The 16,796-nt window shown below is 63.4% G+C and carries 18 protein-coding genes; 12 read left to right on the top strand and 6 right to left on the bottom strand.

Annotated elements, in window-relative coordinates; all coding sequences use genetic code 11:
• The first annotated feature begins 100 nt into the window (after positions 1 to 100).
• Positions 101 to 718: an adenylyl-sulfate kinase gene (gene cysC, locus ACERK3_00275; GenBank protein ID MFA9476716.1), complete on the top strand. Its 618-nt coding sequence runs from the start codon at positions 101 to 103 to the stop codon at positions 716 to 718.
• Positions 719 to 1,328: 610 nt separating this feature from the next.
• Here the strand turns inward: cysC and ACERK3_00270 are convergent.
• Genes ACERK3_00270 through ACERK3_00260 form a run of 3 tightly spaced genes read right to left on the bottom strand, consistent with a single transcriptional unit; the run spans position 1,329 to position 3,921 of the window.
• The gene (locus ACERK3_00270; protein MFA9476715.1) at positions 1,329 to 2,615 is read right to left on the bottom strand and encodes an RluA family pseudouridine synthase; all 1,287 of its coding nucleotides are present in this window, start codon (positions 2,613 to 2,615) and stop codon (positions 1,329 to 1,331) included.
• A 17-nt stretch (positions 2,616 to 2,632) separates the two neighbouring features.
• Positions 2,633 to 3,427: a hypothetical protein gene (locus ACERK3_00265; GenBank protein MFA9476714.1), complete on the bottom strand. Its 795-nt coding sequence runs from the start codon at positions 3,425 to 3,427 to the stop codon at positions 2,633 to 2,635.
• Between the two features lie 38 nt (positions 3,428 to 3,465).
• Entirely contained in the window at positions 3,466 to 3,921 is a 456-nt protein-coding gene (locus ACERK3_00260; protein ID MFA9476713.1) for a hypothetical protein, read from the bottom strand.
• Between the two features lie 290 nt (positions 3,922 to 4,211).
• Here ACERK3_00260 and ACERK3_00255 point away from each other — a divergent pair, with 290 nt between their 5' ends.
• From ACERK3_00255 to ACERK3_00220, 8 genes are all read left to right on the top strand, one after another.
• Entirely contained in the window at positions 4,212 to 4,484 is a 273-nt protein-coding gene (locus tag ACERK3_00255; GenBank protein ID MFA9476712.1) for a YqjD family protein, read from the top strand.
• Positions 4,485 to 4,491: 7 nt separating this feature from the next.
• The gene (locus ACERK3_00250) at positions 4,492 to 4,785 is read left to right on the top strand and encodes a hypothetical protein (protein MFA9476711.1); all 294 of its coding nucleotides are present in this window, start codon (positions 4,492 to 4,494) and stop codon (positions 4,783 to 4,785) included.
• On the top strand, positions 4,782 to 5,093 hold the full coding sequence (locus ACERK3_00245) for a hypothetical protein (protein MFA9476710.1): 312 nt from the start codon (positions 4,782 to 4,784) through the stop codon (positions 5,091 to 5,093). The genes ACERK3_00250 and ACERK3_00245 overlap by 4 nt, the downstream gene beginning before the upstream one ends.
• 49 nt (positions 5,094 to 5,142) lie before the next feature.
• Positions 5,143 to 6,378 carry a lipoyl synthase gene (locus ACERK3_00240; GenBank protein MFA9476709.1) on the top strand — a complete coding sequence of 412 codons (1,236 nt, stop codon included), beginning with the start codon at positions 5,143 to 5,145 and terminating at the stop codon, positions 6,376 to 6,378.
• 103 nt (positions 6,379 to 6,481) lie between these two features.
• A complete protein-coding gene (gene purD, locus ACERK3_00235) occupies positions 6,482 to 7,780 on the top strand; it encodes a phosphoribosylamine--glycine ligase (GenBank protein ID MFA9476708.1) in 1,299 nt (432 codons plus the stop codon).
• A gap of 25 nt (positions 7,781 to 7,805) precedes the next feature.
• Positions 7,806 to 8,417, top strand: a complete 612-nt coding sequence (locus ACERK3_00230) for a hypothetical protein (protein MFA9476707.1) — start codon at positions 7,806 to 7,808, stop codon at positions 8,415 to 8,417.
• A 100-nt stretch (positions 8,418 to 8,517) separates the two neighbouring features.
• Positions 8,518 to 9,534 carry a phenylalanine--tRNA ligase subunit alpha gene (gene pheS, locus ACERK3_00225; protein MFA9476706.1) on the top strand — a complete coding sequence of 339 codons (1,017 nt, stop codon included), beginning with the start codon at positions 8,518 to 8,520 and terminating at the stop codon, positions 9,532 to 9,534.
• A gap of 127 nt (positions 9,535 to 9,661) precedes the next feature.
• On the top strand, positions 9,662 to 10,612 hold the full coding sequence (locus ACERK3_00220) for a phosphoribosylaminoimidazolesuccinocarboxamide synthase (GenBank protein ID MFA9476705.1): 951 nt from the start codon (positions 9,662 to 9,664) through the stop codon (positions 10,610 to 10,612).
• A gap of 230 nt (positions 10,613 to 10,842) precedes the next feature.
• Here the strand turns inward: ACERK3_00220 and ACERK3_00215 are convergent, their stop codons facing one another.
• Complete coding sequence (locus tag ACERK3_00215) at positions 10,843 to 11,709, bottom strand: proteasome assembly chaperone family protein (protein MFA9476704.1); 867 nt, start codon at positions 11,707 to 11,709, stop codon at positions 10,843 to 10,845.
• Between the two features lie 100 nt (positions 11,710 to 11,809).
• Between ACERK3_00215 and ACERK3_00210 the strand changes: the two genes are divergently transcribed.
• On the top strand, positions 11,810 to 12,844 hold the full coding sequence (locus ACERK3_00210; protein MFA9476703.1) for a cation diffusion facilitator family transporter: 1,035 nt from the start codon (positions 11,810 to 11,812) through the stop codon (positions 12,842 to 12,844).
• A gap of 15 nt (positions 12,845 to 12,859) precedes the next feature.
• Here the strand turns inward: ACERK3_00210 and ACERK3_00205 are convergent, their stop codons facing one another.
• Positions 12,860 to 13,624, bottom strand: coding sequence for a YqjF family protein (locus ACERK3_00205; GenBank protein MFA9476702.1), 765 nt, complete (start codon positions 13,622 to 13,624; stop codon positions 12,860 to 12,862).
• Positions 13,625 to 13,761: 137 nt separating this feature from the next.
• On the opposite strand from ACERK3_00205, the gene trxA reads away from it, so the two are divergent.
• Both trxA and ACERK3_00195 read left to right on the top strand, forming a co-directional pair.
• Positions 13,762 to 14,094: a thioredoxin gene (gene trxA, locus ACERK3_00200; GenBank protein ID MFA9476701.1), complete on the top strand. Its 333-nt coding sequence runs from the start codon at positions 13,762 to 13,764 to the stop codon at positions 14,092 to 14,094.
• Positions 14,095 to 14,200: 106 nt separating this feature from the next.
• Complete coding sequence (locus tag ACERK3_00195; GenBank protein ID MFA9476700.1) at positions 14,201 to 15,439, top strand: M16 family metallopeptidase; 1,239 nt, start codon at positions 14,201 to 14,203, stop codon at positions 15,437 to 15,439.
• 69 nt (positions 15,440 to 15,508) lie between these two features.
• Here ACERK3_00195 and ACERK3_00190 read toward each other — a convergent pair whose 3' ends face one another.
• The gene (locus ACERK3_00190) at positions 15,509 to 16,723 is read right to left on the bottom strand and encodes a hypothetical protein (protein ID MFA9476699.1); all 1,215 of its coding nucleotides are present in this window, start codon (positions 16,721 to 16,723) and stop codon (positions 15,509 to 15,511) included.
• Positions 16,724 to 16,796 lie beyond the last annotated feature (73 nt).

The following is a 16,796-nucleotide window of genomic DNA, read 5'->3' as shown; positions in this document are numbered from 1 at the left end:
AGCCGCCCTAACCAGACACCCGATTGCAGCCGGCGGTCAATACGCTACGATCGCCTGTCTGTCCCCCAACTCACCCCCTACGGAGCAGGAAAGACGCATCATGGCTGAACAGAAAGCAACGAACATCACCTGGCACGAAGGCGAAATCTCACGCGACCAGCGGCAGGCCGCCCTCGGCCAAAAGGGCGTCACCATCTGGACCACCGGCCTCTCCGGCTCGGGCAAGTCCACGGTCGCGGTCGCTCTCGAACGCGCCCTGCTCGAACGCGGTAAGCATGCCTACCGGCTCGACGGCGACAACATCCGCCACGGCCTGAACAAGAACCTCGGCTTCTCCGCTGAAGACCGCACGGAAAACATCCGTCGCATCGGCGAAGTCTCCAAGCTCTTCGCGGACGCGGGCATCATCGCCATCAACAGCTTCATCAGCCCTTACCGCGCTGACCGCGACCTCGTCCGTCAGCAGCACGACGAAGCCAAGCTGCCGTTCCTTGAGGTCTACGTCGAATGCCCGCTGGAAGAAGCCGAGAAGCGTGACCCCAAGGGCCTGTACAAGAAGGCCCGCGCCGGCGAGATCAAGGGCTTCACCGGCATCGACGATCCGTACGAAGAGCCGGAAAACGCGGAACTCGTGCTTCGCAGCGATCAACTGTCGCTGGAAGAAGAAGTGCAGAAGATTCTCGACCTGCTCGAATCGCGCGGCCTGCTTAACGGCTGATCGCGATCGACAACATGACGCAACCCCAAAGCCTGCGCAAACTGCGCGGGCTTTTTTTGTGTTGTCTGCAATGCGACGGTCGGCTGGCCGACCCGTTACGGAAGATCATGGGATCGTGGTGTGCTGTTGCCCGGGCAGGTAGGCTCAACACGCAAGCCCCCTCGCTGCAAGTCGGCCCGCGCGCGAGTGAGCGCGTGAGTCGGCTTGCAGGCGTCGGCTCGGCGCGGTCGCCGAGTGGTCGGAGGTCCCGTCGGTCATCGGCCGAGGTGCGTTGCCGCCGAGTGGCGATTGCGGTCCTGCCCATTCACTACTTCCGCATTCGCCCGGCCGCCGCGCCGCCGCCGCGTCAAACCGTCGCAGAAGGTCGGCGATCGCCGCCTTCGATGAGGGGTCGCCGCGTCGCGCTGCTGCGCACCCGGCGGTCCGGGGCGGCGGGTGCCTCGCGTTTCAGGGCGTCAAATGAGTCTGGTGCGTTTTGGGGCAGCGGGCCGCCGTTGCGCATGCCGGCGACCGACGTATCGGCGTTTAGCCCACGCGCTCACGCGTGGGCGCGTGGGCTAAACATTTGATCATTGACGATGCGCTTGCGCATCGTGACGGGTCGTCGCGCTTAAGGCAGCGCCCGGTCGAGGTCGACCCAGTAGCCGGAGGTGACGACGGGCCCCTCGTCGGGGCGCTCGCGGAGCTTGTCGATCAGCGTGCGCATTGACGAGTGGATCGGCGCGGTGAAGATCATTTCTTCATCGTTGCGCATCGGATGACGAATGCCCAGCAGCGCTGCGTGCAGCGCGGGGGTGGTCATGTAGATGTCATCGCGGGCGAGGGCGTCGGCTTCGAGTTTGTCGCCCTCGGCTTTGGGGCGGGCGTAGGTCATCATCGCGCGATGGGCGGCGGGCAGGGGGGGCGTGTCGAGTTCGCGGTCGCCGATGGGTTCGCCGCCGTAGAGGATATCGCCGACGATGGGGTGGCCGAGGAACGAGAGGTGGACGCGGATCTGGTGCGTTCGGCCGGTCTTCAGTTCCAGCTCGACGAGCGAGTAGCCCTTGTAGCGTTCGCGGACACGGTAGAGCGTCAGTGCATGTTTGGCGGTCGAGTCGTTGCGGACGGCCATGGCTTCGCGGATGGTGGGGTGCTTGGCGATGGGCTGTTCGACCGCGCCGCCCGGCGGGTCGGGGCAGCCGTGCACGACGGCGAGGTAGGCTTTGAGGTTCGTGCGGTCTTCAAACTGGCGAGCGAGCTTCCAGTGGGGCTCGTCCTGCTTGGCGACGATCATGACGCCGGTGGTGTTGCGGTCGAGGCGGTGGACGATGCCGGGACGGGCGTCGTCGACGCCGAGGGATGAGAGGCCTTCGACGGAGCCGTCTTCGTGGGAGACTTTGGGCGTCGAGGGGGTATTCGAAGCCTGTTGCTGGAAGTGGTAGGCGAGGCCGTTGATGAGTGTGCCGGTCATCTGTCCACGGGCGGGGTGGACGATGAGGCCGGCCTGCTTGTTGACGACGATGAATGAGTCGTCTTCGTAGAGCACGTCGAGCGGGATCGGCTCGGGCTTGAACTCTTTGGTCGGACGTGGCGGGACGATGACGTCGACGATGTCGCCGGCCTTGAGTTTGGTGGAGGGCTTGGCGGACTTGCCGTTGACGCGGACGCCGCCGAGCGCGATCAGCTTCTGGATCTGGTGTCGGCTGGCGTGGCGGATGTGGGCCTGGAGGTTTTTGTCGAGCCGCTCCTTCGCGTCGCGGGAAAGGCGGTAGCGGAGGTGGTCGGGCGACTCGTCTTCGAGATCGCTGTGGGTCAGCTCGGCGGCGGCTTCCATGGCCTCGTCGACACCGGCGGCGAGGGTGGCCTTGTCCGCGCGCGGCGGGGGAAGGTTTCGTTTTTTATGGAAGCGGGGGGGCATGGCGTACGCCGGCAGCGTTATTCGGTGTCGTCGGGCTGCACGGGCTCGACAGGCTGGCCGGGCTGCTCGGTGTCGGCGGGCTGCTCGTCGGCGTCGATGCCGGGCAGCAGTTCGCCGAAGTCGATTTCTTCGCCGTCTTCGCCGAGGAAGCTACCCGTCGGGCCGAGGTCCGGCAGCTCCGGCGCGGCCGACTCGGGGGCGAACACGACCGGCTGGCGTAGCTGCTCGATCAGGGCCTGCCGCTGGTTGGCCTGGCGTGCGAGGCCGGGCAGGTGGGCGTCGGTGGCGAGCTGCTCGGCTTCGCGGTAGTGGGTGACGGCCTGCTCCCAGTCGTCGCGCGTCTCGGCGACCTGGGCGAGGCCGATCAGGGCGTTCACGCGGAACGGGGCCTGCCGCGCGGTTTCCAGTGCACGGCTGTACATGGCCTGGGCACGGTCGAGCGCTTCGTCCCGGCTCATCGCGGCCATGCCGGTGTCGTTATCTTCGTCGGCTTCATCCTGCGGACGGACCGCCGCGTCGAGCGCGAGGTCGCCGCCGCGCAGATACGCCAGCGATCGTACGGTCGGCTGACGATGCTCCTCGGCGACGAGGGCGTAGCCTTGCACGCTGCTTGTGGCGGCAAGCTCGCCGAAGGCGGCCTGCTGAGCGCCGTAGGTCCAGTGGTTGTACAGGCGGTAGCCGGCGAAGCTGCCGGCGCCGAGTACGAGCACGAGCAGCACGATGTTGCCGTACTTTTCCCACCACTCGCCGAAGTTGGAGAAAAACTCGGCAAGTTCGTTTTCTTTTAATTCGTGGCGTTCTTCGCTATCCATGGTTCTGGCAAATTCGCTTGATTGAGGCGCGTTGAGCGTCAGTTGCGTGGGCCGATGTTGACGATGACGGTGACCACGCTGTGGCGGACGCCGACGCGGATGTTCAGTGATTCATGCCCTTTGGTGAAGCGCATGACCGTGGTGCCGTCGTCTTCCTGCTCGCGGCCGAGCGAGGCCCAGTCCTTGCGGGGCAGCTGGCGTCGGTAGAAGTTGACGACCTCGGCGGTGTTGGCGCGGCCCTGGTAGACGTGGTGGACGTGACGGACCTGGCCGTCGAAGTCCGCCTGGCTGCGTGAGGGCACGCCGACGAAGCCGATGGGCAGCGGCACGTCGGGGATGGGCGACGTGTCTTTGGCGACCAGCCCGGGCCCGGCGGCGGGTCGGAGGTATTGGCCGTCGTCGCTATAGGCGATACGCGGCACGGACTGCTCTGTGCACGCTCCGAGGGTCGCGACGAGGGCGACGAGCAACATGGCCATGGCTGATCGGTGCATATCCGTGTTTCCTGCTGACAGATACAGGCGGGCAGAAGAAAAGTTTATGCCCACATTGGAGTTGTCGCAACATTGTCGGTCCGGTTCCGCCAATGCTCCCTATCATACCGAACTTGCCAGAGTTGGCACGTCGTCGGCCCCTCGTCGGCCCGCGGTCGGCTGGTGTGGAGTAGGATGAGGGTTGAATTTGCGCGATCGCGTGCCTAGAACATCTTCCAGTCGCTTTGCTGTGCGGCGAGGCGATAAGTCTGGATGTGTCGGCGGTCAAACCGAAGTGAGGGAGATGCAGCATGGCTGAGAAGAATAAATCGAGCGATGATCTGAACAATGAAATGGACGCGCTGCGTGACGACCTGAAGAAGGTGCAGAAGGATTTGCGCGAGTTGGGGCAGACGATTGTGGACGTCGGCCGAGACTCGGCGCGTGCCGCGGGGGAGAACGCCCGGCAGCAGTGGGACAGCGGCGCGGAGCAGTTTCAGCAGTATGTGCAAGACCGTCCGCTGCATGTGGTGCTTGGCGCGTTTCTGGCCGGTCTGGTCGCGGGCATGATCTTCCGAAGGTGAGCCGGACTTGAAGGCAATCAGCGAATTCATCGTCCGGGTGATGGACCTGCTCGAAGCCGAGGGGCGGGCGGCGAAGCGCGCGATTTTTCGCCTGTTCGCGGCCTTGCTGGTGATGGTGGCGGTGTTGGCGTTGATGCTGACGGCGGGGGCGTTTTTCATCGTTGCGATCTTCCTCGTGCTCAGCGAGTTGCTCACCCCCGCGGGCACGTTTGCCGTGATGGGGGCCGCGATGCTGCTGCTCGCGGCCGGCGGCGCGCTGGCGGCGGTGCAGTTGCGAGACAAGAAAGCGAGTAAGCCATGAGTAACCAACCGGGCATGACCCCACCGCCGCCGCCTGACGACGTTCCGCCCAAAGCCGAGCCGTTGCTGGACGAAATCACTGCGGCCAAAGCCAGGCTGCTTGCAGCCACGGAGAAAGTCGATTTGACTAAGCCAACCCATAAAATCAACGATTTTTTGCGAGATCACCCCTATGTCGCCGCGGGTGCGGCGCTGGGCGCGGGGCTGGTTGTCGCTCGCGTGTCGGTGCTGCGAAAGCTTGTCGTCACCGGCGGCGTGTGGGCGGCGAAGCGGTATCTGCTGAAGCAGATGCGCGGCGCGGGCCGGTGAGTCCGCCGCGGCTGTGCTGGCTGGCGAACCGTGCTAGACTGTGTTTATTGTGACCAGACTCAGCCTCAGTGATCGTATTCTCGACAACGCCCCCGGCTCGCCGGGCGATTTTGTCAAGCGCAAAAAACCTTCGTGGCTTCGTGCGAAGCTGCCCGGCGGCCCGGGCTTTCAGCGCATGCGGGCGATGCTCGATGAGCACAACCTGCACACCGTCTGCTCCAGCGCGAAATGTCCCAACCTCGGTGAATGCTGGGAGCGCGGCACGGCCACGCTGATGATCCTCGGCGACGTGTGCACCCGCTCATGCGGCTTCTGCCACATCAAGACCGGTCGGCCGCCGGAGTATGACGCCGACGAGCCGAGGCGCGTGGGCGAAACCGCCGCCATCATGCGCCTCAAACACCTGGTCATCACCAGCGTGAATCGCGACGAGTTGCCCGATGGCGGTGCCGAGATCTGGGCGGAAACGATCCGCGAGGTTCGCAGGCAGTCGCCGGGCACGCAGGTGGAAGTGCTCATCCCCGACTTCTGTGGGGACTGGGATGCGTTGCAACTCGTGCTCGACGAACGGCCGGAGATTCTGAATCACAACCTCGAATCTGTCCCGCGACTCTACGGCGTCGTCCGGCCGCAGGCGAAGTATGAGCGGTCGATCGAGCTGCTTCGCATCGCCAAGGCGCAGGGGCTGACGGTGAAGACCGGCATCATGGTCGGCATCGGCGAGACGGATGAGGAAATCGAACAGCTCATGGACGACGTCGTCGCCGGCACGCGCGTCGCGGGCGTGGGCCGGAGCAATGCTGCGACCGACGTGGCGGACCATCACCTGCCGCCGAACCCGAACCGTGGGTTTGATTCGCCGCCAGCGCCGGGTAAGTCTGCGCATGCCGTGTCGGGCGCGGCTCGGCCGGACGCCGCGCCGGACAAGCTCAAGCGAGGTGGATCGCATATCACGCACTCCAACCCGCACTGGCATCACCCGGGGCCGACGATGGCGCCCGACATGGCCAGCCGTGTTGCGCAGATCAGCTACCCGCAGGCCAGCTACCCGGGCGTGCACGAGACCTGCGACATTCTCACGGTTGGCCAGTACCTTCAGCCGACGCGCAACCACCTGCCGATCAGCCGTTGGGTCACGCCCGACCAGTTCGCCGAGTACAAGCGCGTCGGCGAAGCGAAGGGCTTCCGCCACGTGGAAAGCGGTCCGCTGGTGCGTTCCAGCTATCACGCGGACGATCAGGTGTTGCAGATGCAGGCGGCGGGGAAAGGAATTTCTGATTTCTAATTTTTAATTGCTGATTGGATCGGACCTCAATCAGCGATCAGCGATTAGCAATCAGCCATTCGAAATTGGCAATCGGCAATCCCCTCGCTACCCTGACTCGCCTATGGCGACGAACGTACTCATCATCGGCAGCGGCGGGCGCGAACATGCCCTCGGCTGGAAGCTCAAACAGTCCAAACACGCGGGCAAAATCTACTTCGCGCCCGGCAACGGCGGCACGGCGGCGATCGGCGAAAACGTCAAACTCGACGTCGAGCCGGTCAACACCAAAAACGCAGAGGCGATCGACTATTTCTGCCGACAGAACAAGGTCGGCCTGATCGTCATCGGCCCGGAAGACCCGCTGGCCCACGGCCTGGCAGACCGCTTGCAACGCGACGGCCGATACGTCTTCGGCCCCGTGCAGGCTGGCGCTCGACTGGAAGGCGACAAGGCCTTCGCCAAGCAGCTCATGCGAGCGGCGAGCATCCCCACTGCCGAGGCACGCATCTTCACCGACTACGAAGCGGCGATCCGCTACGTCGAAAATCACGAAACCCCCGTCGTCGTCAAGGCGGCAGGCCTGGCCAAGGGCAAGGGCGCGATCGTTTGTGATAACCAGGAGCAGGCGATCGACGCGGTCAACCGCTGCATGAAAACGCGCGAGTTTGGCGATGCGGGCAACACCGTCGTTATCGAAGAACGCCTCGTCGGCCAGGAAGTCTCCATCCTCGCGCTGGTCGATGGCAAGAACATCTACGTGCTCGACCCCTCGCAAGACCACAAGCAGGTCAATGAAGGCGACACCGGCCCGAACACCGGCGGCATGGGCGCGTACTGCCCGACGCCGTTGGTCGACGATGCACAGATGACGCTCATCCAGCGTGAAGTGCTCGTGCCTACGGTGGACGCGATGCGTCGTGATGGCATCACGTTTCAGGGCGTGCTCTATGCCGGGCTGATGCTCACCGCTGGCGGGCCGAAGGTGCTCGAATACAACACGCGCTTCGGCGACCCGGAATGTCAGCCGTTGATGATGCGGCTGAAGGGCGACCTGTTCCAGATCATGACCGCGACGTGTGATCCCAAGGGCGGTCGGCTTCATGAAGTGCAACTGGACTGGGACAAGCGCGTCGCCTGCTGCGTGGTGATGTGCTCCGGCGGCTACCCGGGCAAGTATGAGACGGGCATCCCGATCACGGGTATTGAGGACGCGGAAAGCGACCCGGACGTGAAGGTGTTCCACGCCGGCACGAAGCTGGTCAAGGGCGAACTCGTCACCGCCGGCGGGCGCGTGCTCAACGTCACCGCGATGGGCAAAACGCTCAAGGAAGCGCAGGAGAAAGCCAACGCCGCGTGCGACAAGATCCAGTTCCGCGGCGCGTTCTTCCGGCGGGATATTGGGAACCGGGTGATGAAGTAGCCGGCCCCGACCAAGGGGAGACGCGATGGACATCCTCATCGAACAAGACGTTCGGCTCGATGGTCCATTCTGGGATCGCCGGGGCCGCACGCCCTATAACATTGTGCAATCGTCGGCTCGGCCGTGGGGGCTGGTCGGCGGCATGATTTTGTGCCTGTTTCTGCTGACGTTCGTCACTGGTGAAGACCTTTTTTTAGTCTCCTTGCTGTTTAGCGTTCTCGCCGTGGTGTCGCTGTTAGCCGCATACCGTAAGCGGCGCAGATCGCTTCGCCGACTCGTGGCGCGCTGCGGATCGCGTCTGCTGATGTTCGTTCACTTCACCGACGAACAGGTCGAACTCGGGGCCCGTGATCACTTCGTCGTGAGCTACGCATGGCAGGTGCTGATCGATGCCAGGATCAACAATCGATTGCTTGAAATGAATCTCGGCGGTGACCAGATCATCGTCGACCTCAGTTCGCTGAGCGATGGTCAACTCGCGGAACTGCAACGCCACATCGGCGTCGTACTCGGAGACGGCATGGACACCTGCCCCAAGTGCCGCTACGACCTGCGGGGCAGCACCGGCGACACCTGCCCCGAATGCGGGACCGTGGTACGACACGCCGCCGCGGCCGAAACCACCACGTTGCGTTAGCCGCGAAGCGCGCTCGTAAGACGACAACACCCACGCGACGCGCTCCGCTGCGCTTCGCGGCTAACCTTGGCGACATTTTTGCGTTATCCTGTCATGCCTTATGCTCGAACAGATCGACCAGCTTGAAGCGTCCGTGAATGCCGACCTTGCCGCCGTCTCGTCGTCTGACGAGCTGGAGCAGTTCCGCATCAAATACCTCGGTTCGAAGGGCGCGCTGAAGCAGCTCATGGGCAAGCTCAAGGACGTGCCCAAAGCGGACAAGCCCGCCTTCGGGCAGAAGGCCAACGTGCTGCGTAAGCAGGTCGAGCAGGCGTTCAACGACAAGAAGCAGACGCTCGGCGACAAGCCGCAAACCTCCAGCCGTAAGCCTCGGGTTGATGTCACCGAGCCTGGCCTGTCGCCGATCGCCGGCGGGCTCGGCCGTGAGCACATCATCACGCAGACGGTGGACGAACTCATCGACGTGTTCGGCCGAATGGGGTTCGACGTCGCGACGGGCCCGGAACTGGAAGACGAGCATCACAACTTCGTCGCGTTGAACATTCCGCAGGAGCACCCGGCTCGCGATCCGCTGGACAACTTCTACATCACCGACCCGGACGAGGCGAACCCGAACCTGATGCGGTCGCAGACGTCGACGGTGCAGATTCGCGTGATGGAGCATACGAAGCCGCCGGTGCGGATTATCTCCACCGGCCGGGTGTATCGGCCGGACGAACACGACGCGACGCATTACTCGATGTTTCACCAGATCGAAGGGTTGTACGTCGACAAGAAGGTGAGCATGGTCGACCTCAAGACCACGCTGCTGCAGTTCGCGCATGCCTACTTCGGCCCGGAGGCGGACGTACGACTCGTGCCGAGCTACTTCCCGTTCACCGAGCCGTCCGCTGAGCTGTACATCAAGACCAACCTTGGCGGGGAGTGGCAGTGGATGGAGATCGGCGGCTGCGGCATGGTCGACCCCAACGTGTTCGAAGCGGTGGGCTATGACCCCGAGCAGTGGACCGGCTTCGCGTTCGGGCTGGGGATCGAACGCATCGCGATGCGCAAGTACGGCATCAGCGATATCCGCTGGCTGTTCGAGAACGACGTCCGGTTCCTGCGGCAGTTCTAAATGATCGCCCGTCGAAAGGCGGGGGCGTGGCGGTTGACCGTCAACTACTTGCAACGGTCGCATCAATCCGCGATGCTACGCGCGCCGAGCTTCTACATTCATCACCCAACGCAACGAGACGACCGTCATGCCCGAGTCCAACGCTGTCGTGCTCCAGACCGATCTACCGCTGCCCGGCCGACGCCAGGGCAAAGTACGCGACATCTACGATGCGAAAACCACGGCTGGCGACGATGTGCTGCTCATCGTCCAGACCGACCGCATCTCCGCCTTCGACGTGGTCATGCCCAACGGCATCCCCGACAAGGGCAAGGTGCTCACGCAACTGAGCAAGTTCTGGTTCGACATGATCGGCGAAAAGCTCGGCGATCAACTGGAACATCACCTGATCTCCACCGACCCGGCGGACGTCGACGGGCTCAGCGATGCCGACGTGCAGACGCTGCGCGGGCAGGTGATGGTCGGCCGAAAGGCGAAGGTCATCCCGATCGAATGCATCGTTCGCGGCTACCTCGCCGGCTCGGGGTGGAAGGAATACAAGAAGCAGGGCACGGTCTGCGGCATCTCGCTACCCAAGGGTTTGAAGCAATGTCAAAAGCTTCCCGAGCCGATCTTCACGCCGTCGACGAAGGCGGATGAAGGCCACGATGAGAACGTCACGTTCGAGCAAGCCTGCGATCTGGTCGGTAAGGACCTGATGGAGCAGCTTCGCGAGCTTTCGTTGACGATTTACCAGATGGCGCATGACTATGCGGTGCAGCGCGGCATCATTCTCGCGGACACGAAGTTCGAGTTCGGCTTGCCGTTGGATGGCAAGGTTGATCGCCCGATTCTGATTGACGAAGTGCTCACGCCGGACAGTTCGCGCTTCTGGCCGGCTGATTCGTATGAAGTGGGGCACGATCAGCCGAGCTTCGACAAGCAGTATGTGCGCAATTATCTTCAAGAGCTGGTCGATGCCGGTCGATGGAAGAAAGAGCCCCCGGGCCCGGAGCTGCCGGAGGAGATTGTTGCGAACACGCGAAGTAAATATCTCGATGCCTATCGACGCTTGACGGATGGTGCATTGAACATCTAAAACATGGGTAACACGAAACACATCGGCAACGTCATGTTGCCGACCCCACGAGCCCACGACGCGCCACGCGTGGGCTCGTTTTTTTTGCGCGTGAGGTTGGGGTGCGGTGAGGTGTTGAAGTGCGAAGGTCGTGGCGGGGCGTGCACGTGTGCCCCCCTGCGGGGCAGCCGTTAAACGAGGCGACGTGATGGCGCGTAACGAAAGCCCACGCCCGCCGGGCATGGTGGCCGTCAATCCACCTGGATGCCCTGTTGTTCGAGCCAGTCTTTCAGGTCGCCCATCTGCGTGTCGAAGACTTCGTGGTCGTAGTCTTCTTCAAGTTTGCCGATGTGCTCGGCGAGGTCCTGCCGTTCGGCGATGGCTTCGTTGATGCGTTTTTCCCAGTGATCGCCGAGGCTTCGCAGATCGTCAAGCTCGAAGCTCAGATCCGTAAGCGTGCCGAGCTGGCGCAGCACGGTTTCGATGCCTTTGGGATTTCGCCCCTGGATGTAAGCGGGAATTTCGGTCACGAGGTTGGTCATCTGTACGTTGTGGTCTGGCGCGGCCTGCATGAGGTGGGTGGCGAAGCTGGCGGGGCCTTCGTAGCTGGTGAATCGCACGCCGAGCTTTTCCAGCCGAGGCTTGAGCGATTCGTCGGACACGGTGCAGCGCATGCGCGGGTCGCGGGTGTGGGGGACGACGCCCGCGACGGAGCCGACGAAGTACATCTCGCGCACGCCTGCCTGCTTGACGACCTCCCACAAGCAGTCGGCGAACGCCTCCCAGCGCAGGTGGGGCTCGTTGCCCATGAGCACGAGCAGGTCGTGGGCCTGGGACCAGTAGACGGTGTTGGTTGGCGGTTCGTAGCTTTTGATCATGCCGTCTTCGACGACGGCATGCGGGCGGAACATGGCGGTGATTTCCATCGAGCCGGGGAAGTTCTGGAGGAAGAAGTCGTCGGGCATGATCTCGGCGATGGGTTCGAGATTGTGCTGTTCGATGAGCCATTCGGCGGTGCCGGTGGACACGTCGCCGCCGTCCATCCAGCCGGCAAAGCCGAGCAGCATACGGCTGGCGGGGAACGCTTCGCGTTCAAGGTGCAGTGACGGGCAGGACATGGCGGACTCCGAGGGTGACCAATGTGAAGGTTGCGGCTGACATTCTACCCCTTTCGCCGCGATGGCCGAACGCTGCCGATCATGGCGAAATGTGCGATCGATGCAAACGCAGCGGATCGGTGGCGGCGGGCGGTGCGCGCTCGGCGTTGTCGTGCCCGCGCCCGCTGGCTACAGTGCCGCCATGTCCGACCCGGCCAGCAACACGAAGCAGGCGATGCGCGTCGCCCGTATTGCGCTTATCGCTGGGTTGGCCATTACCGCCATCAAGTTCGGCATCTTTTTTCTCACCAACTCCATCGCGGTGCTCAGCGACGCGCTGGAGTCGATCATCAACGTTGTCGCCGCGGGCATCATGCTCTACAGCATCTGGTACGGCTCGCGGCCGGTCGACCGCGATCACCCGTACGGCCACGGCAAGATCGAGTTTATGGCTGTCGGGCTCGAAGGCTGGCTGATCCTCGTTGCCGGCGTGCTGATCGGCTTTGAAGCGGTCCGCCGACTCATCAGCCCCGCCGAGTTGCAACAACTCGGCCTGGGCTTGTGGCTGCTCGGTGGCATGGCGGTGCTCAACGGGGCGCTGGCGGTGTATGTCTGGCGGGCCGGCATCCGGTATCGCAACCAGGTGCTCGTCGCGGATGGCAAGCATCTGATGACCGACGTCGCATCGACGATCGGCGTGTTCGTCGGCCTGCTGCTGGTGCATTACACCGGCCACCAGCAACTCGACTCCGTCGCAGCCATCCTTGTCGCGGCGGCCATCCTCTTCACAAGCTGGCGGCTGCTGTGGCAGTCGTTCCACGGCCTGATGGATCGCGCAAGCCCGCACGACACGCAGACGATCACCAGCATCCTCGACGAAGAAATCGCCCAGGGTCACATCGCCGGCTACCACAAGGTCCGCCATCGACTCTCCGGCGGCTTCCACTGGGTCGACATGCACCTGCACGTCGACGGCGACATGACCATCCATCAGGGCCACGACCTCGCCTCACGCATCGAGCAACGCATCCAGCACGCGCTCGGCCAGGCCAACGCCACCGCGCATCTCGAACCGATTGAAGACCAAGCCAACCTCACCGAAGACGACCCCGCCGCCACGCTGCCGCGCAGCGATCGCTCGGGCGATGACGCGTAACGCAGGGGCAAGCGTTCAGGCCGACACGGGTCGCCAGGCGATGACGTCGATGTGATCCGCGTAATGCAGCAGCGTCGGCTCGCCGTCGAGCGAAACGCCAGCCAGTCGCGTCATGTCCAATTGCTCGGTCTGCAACTCGGCAGGTTGAACGGGCCAGGGCTCGTGATGCACATCGCCACGCATCGGTCGGCCGCGGCGGTCCACGGTGTAGAGGCAGTAGCGTTCGTAGAGGAATTGTTCGAGCGAGCCCGGCGCGGCGTTGGCAGGCGGGCCGACAGGGCGGTAGCGGGCGGCGAACGCGGCGGGTGGGGTGTCGCGGTGCGTGCGATTGCTTTGGTAGCTCACCCAGTCGTCATCGTCGCGTTGGCAATGCATGCGTGCGTCGAAGTAGGGGAGGCCGTAGCTCCACCGTGCGCCGCGTACAGCCAACCGACTGGCGGCATCAAGACTGAAAAACCAGACGCCCGGCTTGCCGTTGACCGTGACGTATGTGCGGACGTTCAGTTCGAGGAAGCTCGCCACCGGCCAGACCGGGGGCAGGCCGTGCAGTCGGACGCGGCTCATGCCGAAGGGCACGACGCCCAGCCATGCGTGGCCCTGGAAGGTGTCAAGCTCGACCGAAGCGGGCAGCACGGCCCGCAGTCGCGCGGCATCGACAGGCCAGTGCGCGAACAGCAGCGTGTGCCATCGCATCGCCATGACCCAGGGGCGGTCGGGCATCGCCCACGGCCGATGGTTGGTTTGGCGCGTCACGCGATGGATGATTTGCGGTGTGGTCATGGTCGGGCAAACGCCTTGCACGCGGGAGCGGGGCGGATCGTTTGGTTGATGATCAGCCATGTCCGCCCTAGAATCAATGGCGATTGTTTCCCCTTTAGCGGGCTTGCCCCGCTTTCCCGAACGCAGGAGATGCCAACATGGCCAGCGACAACGTGCTGGAACTGACCGATGGAAACTTCGAGGCCGAGGTTGTCAACAGCGACACGCCCGTCCTCGTCGACTTCTGGGCCGAATGGTGCATGCCCTGCCGTATGCTCGCGCCGACCATTGACGAACTTGCCAGCGAATACGATGGCAAGGTGAAGGTGGGTAAGCTCGATACGGACGCGAACCGCGATGTTTCGATGAAGTACAACATCAGCGCCATCCCCACCGTCATCCTCTTCAAGGGCGGCGAAGTCGTGCACAAATTCGTCGGCGTAACGCCCAAGCAGGAATTCAAGGGCGAACTCGACAAGGTCGCCGGTTGAAAGATATTTCGAATTTCGGATTTGGGATTTCGAATTTGACCGGCAACGCGTCGTTCAAGTCGTCTTCCCAAATCCTGAAATCCGAAATTCGAAATCCGAAATTCGCATGCCCCTGACTTTCAAGAACCACAAACTGTCCAACGGCCTGCGCGTGATCGCCGAGTGTAATGACGCGGCGCACACCGCGGCGGTGGGCTTTTTCGTCAAGACCGGCGCTCGCGATGAAGACGCGCCGCTCATGGGTGTGTCCCACTTCCTCGAACACATGATGTTCAAGGGGACGGACCGCCGATCTGCCGACGACGTCAACCGCGAGTTTGACGAGATCGGCGCGGACTACAACGCCTACACCAGTCACGAGCAGACGGTCTACTACGCGCAGGTGCTCCCCGAGTACCTGCCGCGCGCGGTCGACCTGCTGGGCGATATTCTGCGCCCGGCGTTGCGCACCGACGACTTCGAGATGGAAAAGAACGTCATCCTCGAAGAGATCGGCATGTACGACGACCGCCCGCAGTGGCGGTTGCAGGACACGCTGCTGGAGCTTTACTTCCCGCAGCACCCGCTTGGCTTCCGCGTGCTGGGCACGAACGACACGGTCAAGCAGCTCACCGCGGAGCAGATGCGAGACTACTTTTCGCATCGTTACAGTGCGGACAACATCGTGGTCAGCGCCGCGGGCAAGATCGACTTCGACGCGCTGGTGAAAGATATCGAGAAGCTGACCAGCGAATGGCAGCCCAGCGGCGCTCAGCGTCGCTACGACGCGCCGCCGGCGGTTGATTGCGAGCGGTCGCTGACCGACAAGAAGCTTTCGCGACATTACATGGCCCTGATGTGTCCCGGCCCCAACGCGCAGGACGACCGCCGATACGCCGCGAAGGTGCTCGCCGACGTGCTGGGCGATGCGGAGGGGTCGCGTATTTACTGGGCGCTGGTTGATCCGGGCGAGGCGGACGAGGCCGACCTCTCGTTCATTCCGTACGACCAGGCCGGCGGGTACATGGCGTACGCGTCATGCGACCCGGACAAGGCGGCGCAGGTCGAGGCAAAGCTGCTGGCCACCATCGATGCGTTCGCCCGCGACGGCGATGTCGCCGACGACGAGATCGAACGCGCGAAGAACAAGCTTGCCACGCAGGTGACGTTGCAGAGCGAGCGCCCCGGCGGCCGAATGCGCGACCTTGGCACGCGCTGGCAGTATCTGCAGGCCTACGCGACGCTGGAAGACGAGATCGAACGGCTGATGGCCGTGTCGGGCGACGACGTTCGTCAATTGCTCGTCGAGTTTCCTTTCAGCCCACGGACGATCGTCCGCCTCGGGCCGAATGGAATTGCTGATTGATGATTGCTAATCGCTGATTGCATTGTGAGGCTCCCCAATCAGCCATTAGAAATCAGCAATTAGCGATCATCAATTCCTTCCGATCTGCAGGCCGAGTTTTAGCGCTTTGGCGATCCATTCCAACTCATCGTCCGCGCGTTCGCTGAACAGGCCGAGCGTTTTGCCTTCGTGGGGGATGATCTGAAGGTTCATGATCGGCCGCTTGTTTACTTCCATGCCGCTGGGGCCGACGACGATGTCGCGAAGCTGGTCGGCGGTCCATTCGTGCTGTTTCGTGCCGAACAGACTCTGTCGGCTGATGACGAGCGTGTCGCCGATGATGTCGATGATCGCCTTTCGCTTTGCCATGTTCAGGGCGAACACGAACATGCCGATGCCGATCGCCCAGAAGCCGAGGGCGAACGCGGCGAAGGCCCAGACCTCGGTTTGGCCGAGGTCCAACTCGCCTGATAGCGTGAGCCCGGTGAATACGACCATGAAGCCACACCACAGCAGGCTGAAGCCGAAGAGCCCCTTTGCGCCGCGCAGGCCTGCGGGCGGGACAAGGATGGTCAGCCCGACGTCGTTGCGCTCGAGCAGCGCGGTCGCCTTGGCAGGGGGGGCGGGCAGATCGTCGAGTGTGAGCGGGCGATTGCGCTGGCCGTCATGCCCGAACGCGAGGTTGTCGGCGTCATCACCGGTTTCGATTCGCAGGGGTGAGCCGACGAACGTCGCGGCGCGTTCGCTGACCGCCGCGGCCAGCGGTTCGAGCAACGCACGACTGTAGCCGATGCCAACGTGCATCGGCTTCTGGTTATCCGTGCGAACCACGAGCGCTGACAGATGGCTTAGCGCTGAGGGCAACTGGCCTGAAGAGGCGGGGCGAATCGACTGCGATTGCAACGCGGGGTCGTCCAGTCCGACGACGCGCAATGAGGTGATGTCCTGCAACGGCCGACGCCATCGCTTGCGCAGCGCCCCGCAGCGCTCGGTGTAGATCATTTGCGTTCGGTTGACTTCGACTTCCGAATGGCCTGCGAAGAGAAACAGCCCCAGCGCGATGGGTAAGGCGATCGGCAGCAGGATCAACAGGGGCACGATGAGAAAGTAGAACGCTTCGCCATCGCGGACCATGGTGATGATGAAGCCCAGGGGGATGAGCCCGAACAGCAGCGCTCCGCCGACGAGGGCCACGCCCAGCCAGCGGAAGACGCCGAGCTGTCGCGTGGGCAGGACGAAGCGTGCGCCGCCGTCGTGCAGGTCGATGGTTTGCGTCGCGTCGGCGTCGGCAATGGCGTATGGCATGTTGCGCCCCTGTATGTGAAGGTGCAGCCATCATAGCAACAGCCCCACGCGGCAACGTGGGGCTGTTGGGGCA

Source organism: Phycisphaerales bacterium AB-hyl4 (genome assembly GCA_041821185.1).
Lineage (GTDB): Bacteria > Planctomycetota > Phycisphaerae > Phycisphaerales > Phycisphaeraceae > Natronomicrosphaera > Natronomicrosphaera hydrolytica.
The sequence above is the reverse complement of the archived record's forward strand: the minus strand, read 5'-3'. Positions and strand labels throughout refer to the sequence as shown.